Source organism: Serratia sp. MYb239, from assembly GCF_002966855.1.
Taxonomy (GTDB): Bacteria; Pseudomonadota; Gammaproteobacteria; order Enterobacterales; family Enterobacteriaceae; genus Serratia_B; species Serratia_B rhizosphaerae.
Map to the genome: position 1 here is coordinate 963,054 of NZ_CP023268.1, position 16,139 is coordinate 979,192.

Below are 16,139 nucleotides of genomic sequence, written 5' to 3' on the forward strand. Positions count from 1 at the left end.
AGCGGATATCAATTTTTGATAGGACATAGCCATGACCCTGAATACGGATTCACTTGCCGCCGTTTTGGCGCGTCGTGACTGGGAAAACCCCGGCGTGACACAGCTTAACCGTCTGGAGGCCCACCCGCCTTTTTGCAGCTGGCGCAATGCCGATGAGGCGCGACATAACCACCACGCCGACCGAGTGCGCAGCCTGAACGGCGACTGGAAATTTGCCTGGTTCGCCGCGCCGGAAGCAGTGCCGGAAAGCTGGCTGCTGAACGATCTGACCGATGCTGACACCGTGACCGTCCCCTCTAACTGGCAGATGGACGGTTACGATGCGCCAATCTACTCCAACATTACCTATCCGTTTCCGGTCGATCCGCCGCAGGTGCCGGCCGACAATCCTACAGGCTGTTACTCGCTCACATTCAGTTTGGATAAGCAGGCGATACGCGGTGAGCAGACCCGTATCATCTTTGACGGCGTGAACTCCGCGTTCCATCTGTGGTGCAACGGGCGCTGGGTCGGCTACGGCCAGGACAGCCGCCTGCCGTCCGAATTCGATCTCAGCGATTTTCTGGTCAACGGTGAAAACCGTCTGGCGGTCATGGTGCTGCGCTGGAGCGACGGCAGCTATCTGGAGGATCAGGATATGTGGCGGATGAGCGGTATTTTCCGCGACGTCTCCTTGCTGCATAAACCGGCGGCGCACATCGGCGATCTGCGCATCACGACCCGTTTTAACGATGATTTTAGCCGCGCGTGTCTGGAGGCAGAGGTCAGGATGGCGGGGGAACCGCGTGACGATTTACGCGTCACCGTTCAGCTATGGCGGGACGACGCGTTGACGGCAGAGGCCAGTGCGCCTTTCGGCAGCGCCGCCATTGATGAGCGCGGCGCCTACGCCGAGCGCGCTACGCTGCGGCTGGAGGTTGAACGCCCGGCGCTGTGGAGTGCGGAAACCCCGCACCTGTACCGCGCCGTGGTGCTGCTGCAGCGCGCCGATGGCACGCTGATTGAGGCGGAAGCCTGCGATGTCGGCTTCCGTCAGGTCAGCATTGAAAACGGTCTGCTGTTGCTGAACGGCAAACCGCTGCTGATTCGCGGCACCAACCGCCACGAGCATCATCCGCAGCGCGGCCAGGTGATGGACGAAGAGACTATGCTGCAGGACATTCTGCTGATGAAGCAGCATAACTTTAACGCGGTGCGCTGCTCCCACTACCCGAATCATCCGCGCTGGTACACGCTCTGCGACCGCTACGGCCTGTATGTGGTGGACGAGGCGAATATCGAGACGCACGGCATGACGCCGATGAGCCGGCTGAGTGACGATCCGCGCTGGCTGCCGGCCATGAGCCAGCGCGTAACGCGCATGGTGCAGCGCGATCGCAACCACCCGAGCATTATTATCTGGTCGCTGGGCAATGAGTCCGGCCACGGCGCCAACCACGATGCCCTTTACCGCTGGCTGAAAACGGACGATCCGTCGCGTCCGGTGCAGTATGAGGGCGGCGGCGCGAATACCGCGGCGACCGATATTATTTGCCCAATGTATGCGCGCGTCGATCAGGATCAACCGTTCCCCGTCGCGCCAAAATGGTCGATCAAGAAGTGGCTGTCGATGCCGGGAGAGCAGCGCCCGCTGATTCTCTGTGAATATGCCCACGCGATGGGCAACAGCCTCGGCGGCTACGCGAAATACTGGCAGGCTTTCCGCCAGTATCCGCGACTGCAGGGCGGTTTTGTCTGGGACTGGGTGGATCAGTCCCTGACCAAGTATGACGCCGACGGTACGCCGTGGGCGGCATACGGCGGCGATTTTGGCGATACGCCCAACGATCGTCAGTTCTGCATGAACGGGCTGCTGTTTGCAGACCGCACGCCGCATCCTTCGCTGTATGAGGCCAAACATGCGCAGCAGCTGTTCCAGTTTACGCTGCTGCCGGGTGATGAGCGCCGGATTGAAGTCGTCAGTGAATATTTGTTCCGCCATAGCGATAACGAAGTGTTGCACTGGTCGATTGCGCAGGACGGCCGGCCGCTGGCCACGGGAGAGGTGGTGCTGGATATCGCCCCGCAGGGCCGTCAGCTGATCACCTTACCGGCCGTGCCGATGTCGGAAGCGGCGGGGCAGCTGTGGCTGACGGTGCACGTGGCGCAGTCGCAGGCGACGGCATGGTCACCGGCCGGGCATATCAGCGCCTGGCAGCAGTGGGCGCTGGAGGAAAAACTCGACGTGCAGCCTGCCGCGTACGCCGACGAAGCTCCGCAACTGACCTGCAGTGAGACGCATTTTAGTATTGCGTTGGGTGATAAGCGCTGGGAATTCTGTCGCCGGCAGGGCGTGCTGATGCAGTACTGGATCGGTGAAGAGGCGCAGCTGCTGAGCCCGCTGCGCGACCAGTTCACCCGCGCGCCGCTGGATAATGACATCGGCGTCAGCGAGGTGACCCGCATCGACCCGAACGCCTGGGTTGAACGCTGGAAGGCCGCCGGCCACTACCGGGCAGAGGCCGCGCTGCTGCAGTGCGAGGCCGAAGCGCTGCCCCGTGCGGTGCTGATCACCACCGCGCATGCCTGGCAGCATCAGGGAGCAACGCTGTTTATCAGCCGCAAAACCTATCGCATCGACGGCCGTGGCGATTTGCAGATTACGGCGGAGGTTGAGGTCGCCAACGGCACGCCGCCGCCGGCGCGCATCGGCCTGAGCTGCCAGCTGTCGCAGCTGGCGCAGCGCGTGAACTGGCTGGGGCTGGGGCCGCACGAGAATTACCCGGACCGCCTGACCGCCGCCTGCTTTGACCGCTGGGAGCAGCCGCTGGAGGCGATGTACACCCCGTACGTCTTCCCGTGCGAAAACGGCCTGCGCTGCGGCACCCACGAACTGCAATATGGCGCGCACCGCTGGCGTGGCGACTTCCAGTTCAACATCAGCCGTTATAGCCAGCAGCAGCTGATGGAAACCAGCCATCGTCACCTGCTGCAGCCGGAGGCGGGCGTCTGGCTGAATATTGACGGTTTCCATATGGGGATCGGCGGCGACGACTCCTGGAGTCCTTCCGTTGCACCGGAATACCTGCTCAGCGCCGGGCGCTATCGCTACCAACTGGTCTGGGGTCAAAAATAATAAGCGGGCAGGCCTGGGCCTGCCCATTTTTTTAACTGAGGAAATCCATGATGTATTATTTAAAAAATACTAATTTTTGGATGTTCGGTTTTTTCTTCTTCTTTTACTTTTTTATTATGGGAGCCTATTTTCCATTCTTCCCTATCTGGCTACACGATATTAATCATATCAGCCAACGGGATACCGGCGTTATTTTTGCCTGTATTTCTCTGTTTTCCCTGTTGTTCCAGCCCGTTTTCGGGCTGCTGTCCGACAAGCTTGGTTTACGTAAACATCTGCTGTGGGTGATCACCGGTATGCTGGTGATGTTTGCCCCGTTCTTTATTTACGTCTTCGGGCCGCTATTACAGTTCAATATCTTACTGGGCTCGATCGTCGGCGGGATTTACCTCGGCTTTATTTACAACGCCGGCGCGCCGGCGATTGAGGCCTATATTGAAAAAGTCAGCCGCCGCAGCAGCTTTGAATTCGGCCGTGCGCGCATGTTTGGCTGCGTGGGCTGGGCGCTGTGCGCTTCGATCGTCGGCATTATGTTTACCATCAACAACGAATTTGTGTTCTGGCTGGGTTCCGGCTGTGCCGTGATTCTGGCGCTGCTGCTGTTCTTTTCACGCACCGATACGCACTCTTCTGCGGTGGTGGCGGACGCCGTGGGCGCCAATCAGAGCGCCTTTAGCCTGAAGCTGGCCCTGGAACTGTTCAAACAGCCGAAGCTGTGGTTCCTCTCGCTGTACGTGGTGGGTGTCTCCTGCACCTACGATGTGTTTGACCAGCAGTTCGCCAACTTTTTCACCTCTTTCTTCGCCTCCGGTGAACAGGGTACCCGGGTGTTCGGCTATGTCACCACGCTGGGCGAGTTGCTGAACGCCACTATCATGTTTTTTGCACCGCTGATCGTCAACCGTATCGGCGGCAAGAATGCGCTGCTGCTGGCGGGCGCCATTATGTCGGTGCGTATTATCGGCTCCTCGTTTGCCACCTCGGCGCTGGAAGTGGTGATCCTGAAAACGTTGCATATGTTTGAGGTGCCGTTCCTGATTGTCGGCTGTTTCAAATATATCACCAGCCAGTTTGAGGTGCGCTTTTCGGCCACCATCTATCTGGTGTGCTTCTGTTTCTTCAAGCAGCTGGCGATGATTTTCATGTCGGTGTTTGCCGGCAATATGTATGAAAGCATCGGCTTCCAGGGCGCGTATCTGGTACTGGGGTTGGTTACGCTGGGCTTTACGCTGATGTCCGTGTTCACCCTCAGCGGAGCCGGGCCGTTTTCTCTGCGCCGTGGTGCCAAAGAGGCGGTGTAACGTTATGTCGGATGGCGCGCGCTTGGTCGCGCGTCTTATCAGAACTTCTGGGAGGGGAGATATCGCGTCAAACGGGCAGTTCCATGCGCTCAATCACATGTTTGGTGAAAAAAATCGGCGAAGAGTCGCTATTCTTGTGGCAGGGAATTTTCCTTTCTTGAGATCTCTGACATGCAAGAGCTGTTATCTATCTGGAACTGGCTGCTGGCGACGCCGCTGACGTTTTCCCTGTTGTCGATCGCTTTTCTGCTCTTCGCCGGCTTCGTTTCCTTTGTGGTCTGTAAACTGTTCCTACTGGGCATTGTCAGACGCTTTATCTTACACACCCATAAATCCGATCCGCTGGATAAAGATATGCGGGTCGCCAGACGGCTGGCCAATATTGTGCCGGTGGTGACGGTTTATTTCCTGTCGCGACTGGTGCAGGGGCTGCCGTCAGGGCTGTTGGAAACCATTCAGGCGATCTGCGGCGTGCTGTTCATTATCCACTCTGCGATGCTGATTAATGAACTGCTGGATATCAGCAACAGCGCCTATATCCGCAAGCACGGCGAAAAATCCCACTCGATCAAAGGCTATGTGCAGATCGGCAAGATCATCGTGTCGTCGATCGCCACCATTTTGGTGATCGCCACGCTGTCCAACAAATCGCCGGTGATCATTATCTCCAGTCTGGGGGCGGTCGCCGCGGTGCTGATGTTTGTGTTCCAGCATACGTTGATTTCGCTGGTGGCCAATATCCAGCTGTCGTCATCCAATGTGATTCAGCTGGGGGACTGGGTGGAGATGCCGCAGGGCAATATCAGCGGCGAGGTGACGGATATTGCGCTGCATACCATCACCATCCGCAACTGGGACAACACCGTTTCCCGGGTGCCGACCAAGAACTTTATTACCGAAACCTATACTAACTGGCAGCCGATGTTCTCCTCGGGCGGCCGACGTATCAAGCGCAGTTTCTTTATCGATCAGTCCAGCATCACCTTTGCCGACGGCGCGCTGCTGGAGCGACTGAAAACGGTATCGCCGGTGAAATTCGCCGGGCTGAGCGACTATCTCAGCGGAAAGATGGAAACGCTGTCCGACGAACAGCTGGTCCACCACGGCATTACCAACCTGGGCCTGTTCCGCAAGTATCTGCTTGAGTATCTGAAGGCGCGCGACGATATCCGCAATGATATGTACCTGGTGGTGCGCCAGCTTAGCCCGACTTCCGAGGGGTTGCCTATCGAGGTGTACTGCTTTACCTCGAAGGTGTTCTGGAGCGAGTACGAAGATACGCAGTCGGAAATTTTCGAATACATGTACGCCACCGCCCGCTATTTCGCGCTGGGTATCTATCAGAAGCCATCGGGTATTGATATGAACAATATGATGCCGAAAAGAACGCGCCACGGCGCGCATTCTCTCCCCGCCGATGCGCCGGCGGGGGAGCATTCAGTTGGCGCTCAGGACATCGAGCACCGCCTTTAGGCTGCGGGTGTCGTTGCCATATCACATGCGATAGACCGCGGGATTAAAAGCCGTAATCGCGCCAGCGGCGGTTCACCTGCTGTTTAATCGTCTCAGGGTAGGAGTGTTCAAAATTGGCGGTGGTGGCGCGCTGTCGCCCGGCGAATGCTTCCGGGAACAGACAGTTGATGATCATTTTACCGCCTCTGCCGGCCTGTTTATCCTCGGCGTCCAGATATGGCACCATGGGAATGCCGGGGCTGTCGCTAAAGTCATGGAAATCACGTTTCGGATGGCTGCGGGTTGCCAGCGCCCAGACCACCTGATTGATATCGGTGATATCGATATCGTTGCCGACCAGAAGTATTTTCGGCACCAGCCAGGCGACGTGCGAGGTGAAAAATTTGTCGGCAATCAGCTGTACCAGGCCGTCGGCGTCGGTATTCAGCGCCGCCAGTTTTTCAATATCCACCGACAGCACCAGCCAGCAGGTGGCGGCCTCATAGGAACACCAGGCCATATCGATCGGCAGTTGCTGCTGGCGGCAGTGTTTCAGCGCTTCGGCGGAAATCATGGTGCCCCACAGCGTGTGGTTTTCTTCCGGCGGCGTACCGGCGACGCAGATTGGCAAAATGGCGCGATCGCGATAGCTCACCGCCTTGACGTGGAACAACGGCTGCGGTTTACCTTCGGCGAACGCGTAACCGTGGTACTCGCCCATCGGGCCTTCCATCGCGGTTTGCCCGACGCTGATCTCGCCTTCCACCACGATTTCCGCCGAGGCTGGCACGTACAGATCGTTGGTTTCACATTTGACTACCTCCACCGGCCGGCCGGTCAGCGCGCCGATGTAGCCCGGTTCGCTGACCCAGGCGGGCAGCGGCATACCGGCGACCGCCATCGCCGCCGGCGGTGCGCCCAGCACCATCGCCCAAGGGGTATTCTTGCCCTGTTCACGCCACATTTGATGGATCATGCCGATATGCTGTTGCGCCATCGCCGGGCCGACCAGCGTGCGCCGATCGTGCAGCATGGCGCGCGCCACGGACCAGCTGTCCCAGCGGCCGTCGGGTGACTGCACCACGTGGAAGCCGTAGGTGGCGAAGTAACGACCGCCGTCTTCCTGGTGCAGCAGCGGGATGGGGAAACGGTGCAGATCGACGTCATCGCCCAGCAGCACGTTCTGCTTGCAGGGAGCGCTGCTGACCTGAACCGGCGTGATGGGCGTCCGATCGCCGGCGCTGATAATCGTCTCCAGTATTTCGCGCGGCGTGGCGTTTTTCGGCAGGCCGAAGTGGGCGGCGAGACGGGCGTAGCGCTGGCCGTCGCGGCGGCTTAGCCCGGCCGGGGCGCCGAGGATCCTGAAGCCGTGCGGGTTGTTTTCCAGCGTCTGAAACAGCGGCGCCGGGGCGCCGGTTTCATAGACCTTGCGGGTAATCGCGCCGGCTTCCAGCTCAGAGCTGACGGTTATGTTGATATCCAGCAGTTCCTGATGCGCGCGCAAGTAGTCGATAAACTGGCGAAAGTCCGTGGCGGCAGGCAGATGGCTCATGCTTTTCTCCTCAATCACAGGTTGTTATCACCTGCCAGACTAGCTGAGAAGAGAGTGCGGGTCTGTGCGTAAGGTGGTGGTGTGGCGTATCAGCGTTTGTCGCTGATTTTTTATTTTTCGGCATAGGAGCAGGCCAGAGAAACGATAAGATTTGGCCTTATAGTATTATGTGTTATTTCGTTGGTGAATTTAAATGGGTGCATTTATGTGATTATTCTTGTTTTTTATTGCGGGTGTTTCTGTTTGTTGCCCGCGAAGATGGAATGCAATTGACTCTTTTTTTTATCGATCCATATAATTAATCGGCATGAGAGTAATATTTGTCTTGGTTATTATTGAAAGTAAGTCAAGATATTTTCTTATGCAAACACACCAATATCATTATTAAGGATAAAAAATGAAAAAGATGACCATGATGGAATCTTCCAACATCATCGGCGGTTATTATAACTGTTCAGCAACCACCTATGAGAAATCAACGGTAGGCGGAGTTGAAAGCTGCACCGCAGTCAGAAACTGCACCAACAAGTTTGGCCAGCCGACGAAAGTGATGTTTTACGTGCCAGTAAGCAACTGCGCCTCTACCGGCGGCGGCACCACCACGCCTCCAACGACGCCGTAATCGTTTTGCCGGGTGCGGCGCATTGCCGCACCCAATCCCCGCCTGTTTGATTTCAACGTTCGGCTTTACCCTCAGCAACGCGCTTCCGGCAATACCATTACCGACAGGTAGCGGATTTATGGTCAGTGATTTTACGCCCTCAGCACAGAGAGATGCTGCTTTTTATTTTCCATATGTTATAGATATATTCGCTGACGATTCATTTCAAGCGGAGTTAATTTTCTTTGAAAGTATTCAGTTATATCCCGTTGTTATCCATTTATGATGTTGTTATTTTACTCTCGTTCCCTGAGTGATTAGAATTGCTGGCGTGAGGGAGACGCTGTCTATGTGCTTCAGTTTAAAGATTGGCGCTTTTCTTATTTGATGTATCAATATCACCATATAAGGATATTACAATGAAAAAAATAAGCATGAAAAAAGCTGATAAGGTCATCGGCGGTTATATTCTTTTCTGCAGCCCGGAAACGTTTGAATGGGGCGCCGGGGGAAATAGCGATTTATGCTATTCGGTGGTGGAATGCCGCAATAAGTATGGCGTACCGCGCAAGACGATAAACGTTGTGGCCAAGAACTACTGCCCTGCCAAACCTGCTCCAACGCCTACACCTTAAGGCCTGAGCCTGTCAGTGCGAAACAATCCCTGTAACAACTCCGGGGGCGGCAGCGTTGCCGCCCCCGATTTTTTAGACGTTATCTTCCCCGCCGAATGCCGCCGGCGGGCGCAAACTTGTGATCGCATCGCTAAATCTCCCTTGTGTTGTTGCGTAAAAGTTAACGAGTGACTATGTTGGCTGAACGATCGACGCCGCTGTTATCTGCGTCACTGCTGATAGCTGGAAGGGGACATTATGGCGGTTACCGTACAGGCCCGGAGTGCCGGTTTTGACGAATGGCTGCAAAGCATCAACGCGGCCTGCGGGCGTTTTCGCGCCACAACGCTGGGGCCGGCGTTCAGCGGCGCGATGCAGGCATACCATACGCATGCGCTGCGGCTGAGCATCGTTGATGCGGCGCAGACGCGGCTGTACCGCACCCGGCAGGAGGTCGCCCAGAGCAATGGCGGCTACTTTTTTACCGTCTTTCAACTGCGCGGCAGCGCCCTGATGGAGCAGGGTGAAAGGCAGGCATGCCTGTCGGCAGGCGATATGACGCTGATTGACGCCGGGCGGCCCAGCAATTTCCTGTTCCAGCATGATTCGCAGCAAATCTCGCTGCTTTTGCCGCGTCACTATCTTGAATCTCCGGCGCGTCGCGGCAAGGTGCAGTGCGCCGCGCGTCTTGATGCCGGGAATGCGCTGGTCAGATTCAGCCATCAACTGGTGTGCGGCTATATCAACGGCCCGACGCTGGGGGCGGAAGAGAGCGAAGCCACGCTGAACGCGCTGGCCAGCCTGCTGCATCCGCTGCTGGTTGGCGGGGAAGCGACGGGAGAGGAGGGCGAACGCGGGTTTAATCAGGCGCTACGCTTTATCGATCGCCATATTCAGTCCGAGAGTTTGCGGCCGGAGTGGGTGGCGGAGGAGATCGGCATGTCGCTGCGTACGCTGTACCGGCTGTTTGCCCGCCATGGGCTGGTGGTGGCGCAATATATTAAACAGCGCCGCCTGGAACTGTGCGCGCAGGCGCTGCGCCATGCGCCGGCATGGCAAAAATTATCCCATCTTAGCGATGACTGGGGGTTTCGCGACCACAGCCATTTTTCCACCGCGTTTAAAACGCACTTTGGCATTTCGCCCAGCGAATACCGCAAGCGTTATCAGTAAGCCCCCGGCCGGGCCGGGGGAAGGGCATTCAGTAGCGGATACAGACAGATTTGCTTTCGGTGTAGGCATCCAGCCAGTCCGGGCCGAAGTCGCGGCCGCTGCCTGACTGCTTAAAGCCGCCGAACGGCATATTGGCGTCAATCAGCGTATGGGTGTTGACCCACACCGTCCCGGCCTGAATGCGCGGCGTATAGGCCATCGCGGTTTGCAGGCTGGTGGTCCACAGGCTGGCGGTCAGGCCGTAATCGGTATCGTTGGCCTTCTGCAGCGCCTCTTCACCGTCCGCCACCCGAATCAGGTTGACCACCGGGCCGAACACCTCTTCGCGCGTCAGGTTGAGGCTGTCGTCCGGGTTGACCACCAGCGTCGGCGGAATATAGAAGCCGTCGCCCGCCGGGCCGCTGGCGCCGCCGATCAGCTCGGCGCGCTTGTTTCTGGCGTCTTCCAGATAGGCGGCGACCTTGTCGCGGTGCGCGCGGGAAACCAGCGGGTTGATCTGCGCCGCCGGATCCATCCCCGGCCCGACGCTGAGGGATTTCACCGCCTGCTCAAAGCCGGCGACCAGTTGGTCGTAGATCGGCGCTTCAATATAGATCCGCGAGCTGGCGGCGCACACCTGGCCCTGATTCAGGAAGCTGCCCATCATCAGACCCTCAACCACCTGCGGGATATCGGCGTCTTTCAGCACGATGGCCGGGTTCTTGCCGCCCAGTTCCAGCGTCACGCGCGTCAGCCGGTCAGCGGCGGCGCGGGCGATGCCCTTGCCGACGGCGGTCGAGCCGGTAAAGCTGACTTTGGCGACCAGCGGATGTTCGGTCAGCGCTTTGCCGCAGACGGCACCGCTGCCGGTCACCACGTTGAATACTCCCGGCGGCACGCCGGCTTCGCTGGCCAGTTCAGCCATCCGCAGCAGGGTCAGCGGCGTGGTTTCCGACGGTTTAATCACGATTGAACAGCCGGCGGCCAGAGCCGGCATCACTTTCCAGATGCCGATCATCAGCGGGAAGTTCCACGGCACGATGCCGGCCACCACGCCGATCGGCTCTTTGCGGGTATATACCTGATAGTTGGCGCCCGGCGGCATCGGAATGGAAACGTCCAGCGTCTGGCCGGTGATTTTGGTGCTCAGCCCGGCGGTATAGCGCATCCAGTTCAGGGTGCAGCCCACTTCGAACGCGCGGGAGATATTGATGGATTTGCCCTGTTCCAGCGTTTCCAGCTGCGCCAACTCTTCGGCGTGCTGCTCTACCAGATCGGCATAGCGCAGCAAAATACGTTCACGCTCGGCCGGCAGGCGCCGTGACCAGACGCCGTCGCTGAACGCCCGATGGGCGGATTGCACCGCGCGGGCGACATCGTCCGCACTGGCGTCGGCGCTGGTGGCGATCTGTTTGCCGTCGGCGGGGTTATAGACCGGCAGCCGCGTCGCAGACTGCGAGCTCTGCCACTGTCCATCGATATACAAGCCGTGCTGACGTTCAAGAAAGCGCAACACGTTGTCCATCACTGCTACGGTAGTATCAGGCATATGCCCTCCTGTCATACGAAGAGATCGATCGGGAAAAACTTCACCGACTTAGCATAATCGCGATGGCGGGAGGAAAATTTGCTCTGTCTGACATTCGGTTTGTCCGCCGTGACAAAATGACGGCGGCATACCGGGGCGTTAAGGCGCCCCGGTTTTGGCGCGGTTCAGGAGCTGAGCGTCGCCAGGCGGGTGGCAAAGCCGAGGAACAGCAGGCCGATCAGGCCGTTGCCCAGTTTGGCCAGCCGTTTTTTATGGCTGAAGAAGTGCGCCAGCATGCTGCCGGCAAAGATCAGCGTGCTCATATAGATAAAGCTGACCGATTCCAGAATCAGCGCCAGAATGGTGTAAGACAGGCCGGTATGCGCGTAGTTGAAGTCGATAAACTGCACGAAGAAAGATACGTAAAACAAAATCGCCTTGGGGTTGGTCAGGCTGAGCGTCAGCGACTTGCGCAGAATGCTGTGGCTGTCTTCCAGCGTCTGGTGTTCCGGCAGATTTTTTTGCACAAAGTTGGCGTAGAGGATCTTCACGCCGAGGAACAGCAGATAAATTGCCCCCAGATAACGCACCAGCGTAAACAGCAGCGGCGTAGTGCGGATCAGCGTGGCCACGCCGATATAGGCGCAAAAAATCAAAATGGCGTCGCCGATAAATACGCCGAGGGCGGCGGTGTAACCGGCGCGGATACCGCGGGAGATGCCGGTTTTCAGTACGAACAGGGTATTAGGGCCGGGCAGCACGATAATAAATATCACCCCGGCCAGATAGGTCCATAAATTCAGGACGCCGAAACTTTCTAACACGATAACCTCTCAAAATGCCTGGCCGCATCTGCGCGTTGATCGTCGTGAAGCAGCGCGGCGTGCGGCGTAATCCCTGGCCCGTCTTTTGGCCGGGCGCGATCCTAACGCCGCGCGCCGAGATTGGCAACGCGATTCCCGCTTCGGCGTGCAGATAATCGGCCCTTGCGGGCGGCCATCAGAGTGCGGACGGCTTGCGCGCCAGCAGCGTGGCGAAGCGCAGCTTGATGCGGTTGCCGTTGGCGTCGGTTTTATGCAGTTCGCCGACGTCTTCGTTGTATTTCACTATCTGCCAGTCCCGATAGTAGTTTTTCAGTTCATCGGGCTTAAAGGCGAAGGGGAACGGCAGCGGGCAGGGGAAATCCGGCGTATCCATCGCGGCGACGATCAGGTTATGGCCGCCGTTGACGGTGCTGGCCTGCATATCCTGAATGATTGACGGAATCGCCGCAGGCTGCAGAAACATCATGACTACCGTCGAGAGAATAAAATCATAGTCGCCGTGGAAACGCAGATTGTTCAGATCCTGCTCGGCGGCCCGGATCGCGCTCAGCCCTTCGGCGTCGATAATGCGGTTCAGCTCGGCGATTGCCACGGCGTTTTTATCCCAGGCGGTGACGTCAAAGCCCTTCAACGCCAGATACAGCGCGTTGCGCCCGCCGCCGCAGCCCAAATCCAGCGCCTTGCCGGCGGGCAGTCGCCCGGCGGCGGCAATCACTTCCGAGTGGGTGCGGGTTAAGCCATATTTCTGATGAAAGTAGTCTTCCGGCTGAATGTCTGCGGACATGGTGTGCTCCTTGTTCGGACTGAGTTTTAAATTGCATGTAAAATACACCTTATTGCGCCGGCTTGCCATCGCAGAATCGGTACGGCGGATTTTCCCGCGTGGGGCTGGATCATCCGGCGCGGCTGGGATAACGTCTTGGGCGCACATACCTTAACGATCAGGGAAAAGATGCCTAACTATCGAACATTTACCGGTCGCGCGCTGACGCTGACCGCGCTGCTGGTGTTGGCCGGCTGTACCAGCAAAATTACGCCGCAGGCGCCAAGCCGCACTCCGGCGGAGGTGAAGGCACAGGTGGTCAAACTGATGCCGGCCAACGCGCAGAATAAGCAGGGATGGGCCGGCGACATTAGCGCGGCCTTTGCCGCTCAGGGGCTGGACGCCAGCGATGAGAACCTGTGCGCCGTGCTGGCGGTGACTGAGCAGGAGTCCACCTTCCATGCCGACCCGCAGGTGCCGGGGCTGTCGAAAATCGCCTGGCAGGAGATCGACCGCCGGGCCGATAAGCTGCATATCCCGCATTTTGTGGTGCGCACCGCGCTGCTGCTTAAATCATCCAACGGCAAAAGCTACAGCGAGCGCCTGGACAAGGTGCGCAGCGAAAAAGAGCTGAGCGCCATCTTCGACGACTTTATCGATATGGTGCCGATGGGGCAGCGCCTGTTCGGCAACCTCAATCCGGTGCATACCGGCGGGCCGATGCAGGTCAGCATCGCTTTTGCCGAAGCGCATGCCAAAGGCTACCCGTACTCGGTCGACGGCTCTATTCGTCGCGAAGTGTTCAGCCGCCGTGGCGGCATGTATTTCGGCATTATGCACCTGCTGGATTATCCGGCCAATTACAGCCGCTCGCTGTACCGCTTCGCCGACTTTAACGCCGGCTGGTACGCCAGCCGCAATGCCGCCTTCCAGAGTGCGGTCAGCCAGGTCAGCGGCATTCCGCTGGCGCTGGACGGCGATTTGATTATTTATGGCAGTGATAAGCCGGGCACCACCGAACTGGCGGTACGCACGCTGGCGAAGCGGCTGGATATCAGTCATTCCGCCATTCGTCGTGCGCTGGAGAAAGGGGATACGCTGGAGTTTGAAGACACCGATCTGTATCAGCAGGTGTTTGCGCTGGCGGATAACACCGCCGGGAAAAAACTGCCGCGTGAAATGCTGCCGGGCATTACCCTGGAAAGCCCGAAAATTACCCGTAAACTGACCACCGCCTGGTTCGCCAAGCGGGTGGACGAGCGGCGTCAGCGCTGTATGGCGCGCGCCCGCTAAGACGGAATGCGGCCGGCGGGGCAGTGCCTGACGCCGGCCGTGGAGAGCGTTATGCGCTGCGGCGCGGGTTGGTCAGGCCGAAGTTAAAGCTGTTGCAGCGGTTGCAGAACTCTTTCATCACCGGCGGCGTATCCATCATCGGCAGTTTTACCTCGATAAACGCCAGCGTCTCCTGACGTGAGGCGTGTTCCAGCGCTATTTCCAGCTGCTGGCTGGTTTCTACCGCTGCGCAGAACGGCCGCGCCTGGGTATTAAGCACCGCCGGCAGTTTGGCGTAGTCCCACGGGCCAATATCGTTGTAGGACGAATTTTCCCCCAGAATGTAGCGCTCAATGGTGTAGCCGTCGTTATTAATCAGGAAGATGATCGGTTTCTGCTCATAGCGCAGCAGGGTCGAGACTTCCTGCGCGGTCAGCTGGAAGGAGCCGTCGCCGATAAACAGCATATGGCGTCGCTGTGGCGCCGCCATCAGCGTGCCGAGCAGCGCCGGCAGGGTGTAGCCGATCGAGCCCCAGATCGGCTGGTTAACCACTTTTACCCCGTCCGGCATTCGCATGCCGCCGACGGCCGCGCCCGAGGTGCCGTTTTCCACCACCAGTACGTCATCCTCACGAATAAAGCGACTCATTCGCTGCCAGAAATAGGCCTGATCGAGCGGTGCGTCGCTCGGCGCGGCCAGCTGGGCGTGCGGGTTAGGCAGCGTTGCCATTGGCGCGGCGTGTGGCCGATCGTCGGCGTCGAGCAGCGCCTGCAGTAAATCGGCGGTCGCCACCGCCGGGTAGGCGGTGTTATCCAGTTTCAGCGAGTAGGGCTGGATATCAACCTGCGCCGCAGCCGGGATTTGGTGGGAGAAATAGCCGGTGGTGGAATCCACCAGACGTACGCCAAAGCTCAGCACGCAGTCGGATTTGGCCATCAGTTCAAACAGCTCCGGACGCGACAGGTTGCCGCTGTAGCCCCCCATCCAGCCGGCGGTCGTCTCCGGAATAATGCATTTGGCGGTTGGCATATTGGTCAGCGCAATGCCGAAGCGTTGCGCCACGGCGATAGTCAGTTGCTGCAGCTGATAGCGGTCGACCATTTGATCGACCAGCATCAGCGGATGTTTGGCGCTGCGCAGCCGCTGCAGCAGCGCCTTGGCGGCCAGCTGCAGGTTGTGCGGATCGCTGGCGGGCAGCTGCGGCGCGGCAACCGGCCCGGCGATATCGATCTGCACCTCGCAGATATCTGACGGCAACTGCAGATAGACCGGTTTTTTCTCCGTCCAGGCGGCGGCAATCACCCGTGGAATTTCTCTGGCGGCGTTTTCCGGCGTAATCAGCGCCTGGGCGACGGTAAACTGTTTAAAGCAGTTCATCACGTTGTCGAAGTTGCCGTCCGCCAGCGAATGGTGCAGCAGGGCGTGATCTTTCATCGCGTGCAGCGGCGGGGTGCCGGCCAGACAGATCACCGGCGATGACTCGGCATAGGCGCCGGCAATGCCGGACAGCGCGGCCAGATCGCCGACGCCATAGGTGGTAATCAGCGCGCCGGCGCCGTTGAGACGGGCATAGCCGTCGGCGGCGTAAGAGGCGTTCAGCTCGTTGCAGTTGCCGACAAACTGCACGCTATCGTCATGCTCAATCATTTCCAGCAGCGACAGATTATAATCGCCGGGCACGCCGTAGATATGTTCAATATTCAGGGTGCGAAGTTGTTGCAGGATAAATTGTCCGATAGTGATTTTCATCTCTAGCTCCGAATTCATTGTCTTTTTTGTTTCAGGTAGAAATCAGCAAGCGTGGCTGCTGGCGATGTTGTATTTGTCGGTGTACAGAGGTCGCGAGGCGTTAATGGCATTGCGTCCGTTGCTATAACAGTTATGTAAACACGGGCGGGCTTCAAGATAACGGCGGCTGGCGCCGTATGCCGGAAATGTATGGGGAGCTTTACGTATGAAACTAT

General features: G+C 58.3%; 12 protein-coding genes. 7 read left to right on the top strand and 5 right to left on the bottom strand.

Annotation, left to right across the window (positions count from 1 at the left end):
• Positions 1-31 precede the first annotated feature (31 nt).
• The 3 genes from CLM71_RS04560 (at position 32) to CLM71_RS04570 (ending at position 5,889) form a co-directional block, all read left to right on the top strand.
• Positions 32-3,115: a beta-galactosidase gene (locus CLM71_RS04560; protein WP_105229948.1), complete on the top strand. Its 3,084-nt coding sequence runs from the start codon at positions 32-34 to the stop codon at positions 3,113-3,115.
• 50 nt (positions 3,116-3,165) lie between these two features.
• Positions 3,166-4,416, top strand: a complete 1,251-nt coding sequence (locus tag CLM71_RS04565) for an MFS transporter (protein ID WP_105229949.1) — start codon at positions 3,166-3,168, stop codon at positions 4,414-4,416.
• A gap of 171 nt (positions 4,417-4,587) precedes the next feature.
• Positions 4,588-5,889 (top strand): mechanosensitive ion channel family protein, encoded by a 1,302-nt coding sequence (locus CLM71_RS04570; RefSeq protein WP_105229950.1) that lies wholly within the window; start codon positions 4,588-4,590, stop codon positions 5,887-5,889.
• 43 nt (positions 5,890-5,932) lie between these two features.
• On the opposite strand, the gene CLM71_RS04575 is transcribed toward CLM71_RS04570, so the two are convergent.
• Complete coding sequence (locus tag CLM71_RS04575) at positions 5,933-7,420, bottom strand: UbiD family decarboxylase (protein ID WP_105229951.1); 1,488 nt, start codon at positions 7,418-7,420, stop codon at positions 5,933-5,935.
• Positions 7,421-7,817: 397 nt separating this feature from the next.
• On the opposite strand from CLM71_RS04575, the gene CLM71_RS04580 reads away from it, so the two are divergent.
• The 3 genes from CLM71_RS04580 to feaR all read left to right on the top strand — a co-directional run bounded on the left by CLM71_RS04580 (position 7,818) and on the right by feaR (position 9,808).
• On the top strand, positions 7,818-8,042 hold the full coding sequence (locus CLM71_RS04580) for a DUF4762 family protein (protein ID WP_105229952.1): 225 nt from the start codon (positions 7,818-7,820) through the stop codon (positions 8,040-8,042).
• Between the two features lie 398 nt (positions 8,043-8,440).
• On the top strand, positions 8,441-8,656 hold the full coding sequence (locus CLM71_RS23870) for a DUF4762 family protein (protein ID WP_145961156.1): 216 nt from the start codon (positions 8,441-8,443) through the stop codon (positions 8,654-8,656).
• 237 nt (positions 8,657-8,893) lie between these two features.
• Positions 8,894-9,808 carry a transcriptional regulator FeaR gene (feaR, locus tag CLM71_RS04585; RefSeq protein WP_105229953.1) on the top strand — a complete coding sequence of 305 codons (915 nt, stop codon included), beginning with the start codon at positions 8,894-8,896 and terminating at the stop codon, positions 9,806-9,808.
• A gap of 28 nt (positions 9,809-9,836) precedes the next feature.
• Here feaR and CLM71_RS04590 read toward each other — a convergent pair whose 3' ends face one another.
• The 3 genes from CLM71_RS04590 to tehB all read right to left on the bottom strand — a co-directional run bounded on the left by CLM71_RS04590 (position 9,837) and on the right by tehB (position 12,923).
• The gene (locus tag CLM71_RS04590) at positions 9,837-11,336 is read right to left on the bottom strand and encodes an aldehyde dehydrogenase family protein (protein ID WP_105229954.1); all 1,500 of its coding nucleotides are present in this window, start codon (positions 11,334-11,336) and stop codon (positions 9,837-9,839) included.
• Between the two features lie 164 nt (positions 11,337-11,500).
• Entirely contained in the window at positions 11,501-12,139 is a 639-nt protein-coding gene (leuE, locus tag CLM71_RS04595; protein ID WP_105229955.1) for a leucine efflux protein LeuE, read from the bottom strand.
• 175 nt (positions 12,140-12,314) lie between these two features.
• Positions 12,315-12,923 carry a tellurite resistance methyltransferase TehB gene (tehB, locus tag CLM71_RS04600; RefSeq protein WP_105229956.1) on the bottom strand — a complete coding sequence of 203 codons (609 nt, stop codon included), beginning with the start codon at positions 12,921-12,923 and terminating at the stop codon, positions 12,315-12,317.
• Positions 12,924-13,091: 168 nt separating this feature from the next.
• Between tehB and CLM71_RS04605 the strand changes: the two genes are divergently transcribed.
• Positions 13,092-14,195 (top strand): DUF1615 domain-containing protein, encoded by a 1,104-nt coding sequence (locus CLM71_RS04605; protein ID WP_105229957.1) that lies wholly within the window; start codon positions 13,092-13,094, stop codon positions 14,193-14,195.
• A gap of 49 nt (positions 14,196-14,244) precedes the next feature.
• Here CLM71_RS04605 and CLM71_RS04610 read toward each other — a convergent pair whose 3' ends face one another.
• Positions 14,245-15,924, bottom strand: coding sequence for an alpha-keto acid decarboxylase family protein (locus tag CLM71_RS04610; RefSeq protein ID WP_105229958.1), 1,680 nt, complete (start codon positions 15,922-15,924; stop codon positions 14,245-14,247).
• Positions 15,925-16,139: the final 215 nt, after the last annotated feature.

Excerpts from the sequence above, each read along its gene's own strand:
- CLM71_RS04605 (WP_105229957.1), top strand. The coding sequence starts at position 13,092 with ATGCCTAACTATCGAACATTTACCGGTCGCGCGCTGACGCTGACCGCG.
- CLM71_RS04575 (WP_105229951.1), bottom strand. The coding sequence starts at position 7,420 with ATGAGCCATCTGCCTGCCGCCACGGACTTTCGCCAGTTTATCGACTAC.
- feaR (WP_105229953.1), top strand. The coding sequence starts at position 8,894 with ATGGCGGTTACCGTACAGGCCCGGAGTGCCGGTTTTGACGAATGGCTG.
- CLM71_RS04580 (WP_105229952.1), top strand. The coding sequence starts at position 7,818 with ATGAAAAAGATGACCATGATGGAATCTTCCAACATCATCGGCGGTTAT.
- CLM71_RS04610 (WP_105229958.1), bottom strand. The coding sequence starts at position 15,924 with ATGAAAATCACTATCGGACAATTTATCCTGCAACAACTTCGCACCCTG.
- CLM71_RS04565 (WP_105229949.1), top strand. The coding sequence starts at position 3,166 with ATGTATTATTTAAAAAATACTAATTTTTGGATGTTCGGTTTTTTCTTC.
- CLM71_RS23870 (WP_145961156.1), top strand. The coding sequence starts at position 8,441 with ATGAAAAAAATAAGCATGAAAAAAGCTGATAAGGTCATCGGCGGTTAT.
- tehB (WP_105229956.1), bottom strand. The coding sequence starts at position 12,923 with ATGTCCGCAGACATTCAGCCGGAAGACTACTTTCATCAGAAATATGGC.
- CLM71_RS04590 (WP_105229954.1), bottom strand. The coding sequence starts at position 11,336 with ATGCCTGATACTACCGTAGCAGTGATGGACAACGTGTTGCGCTTTCTT.
- CLM71_RS04570 (WP_105229950.1), top strand. The coding sequence starts at position 4,588 with ATGCAAGAGCTGTTATCTATCTGGAACTGGCTGCTGGCGACGCCGCTG.
- CLM71_RS04560 (WP_105229948.1), top strand. The coding sequence starts at position 32 with ATGACCCTGAATACGGATTCACTTGCCGCCGTTTTGGCGCGTCGTGAC.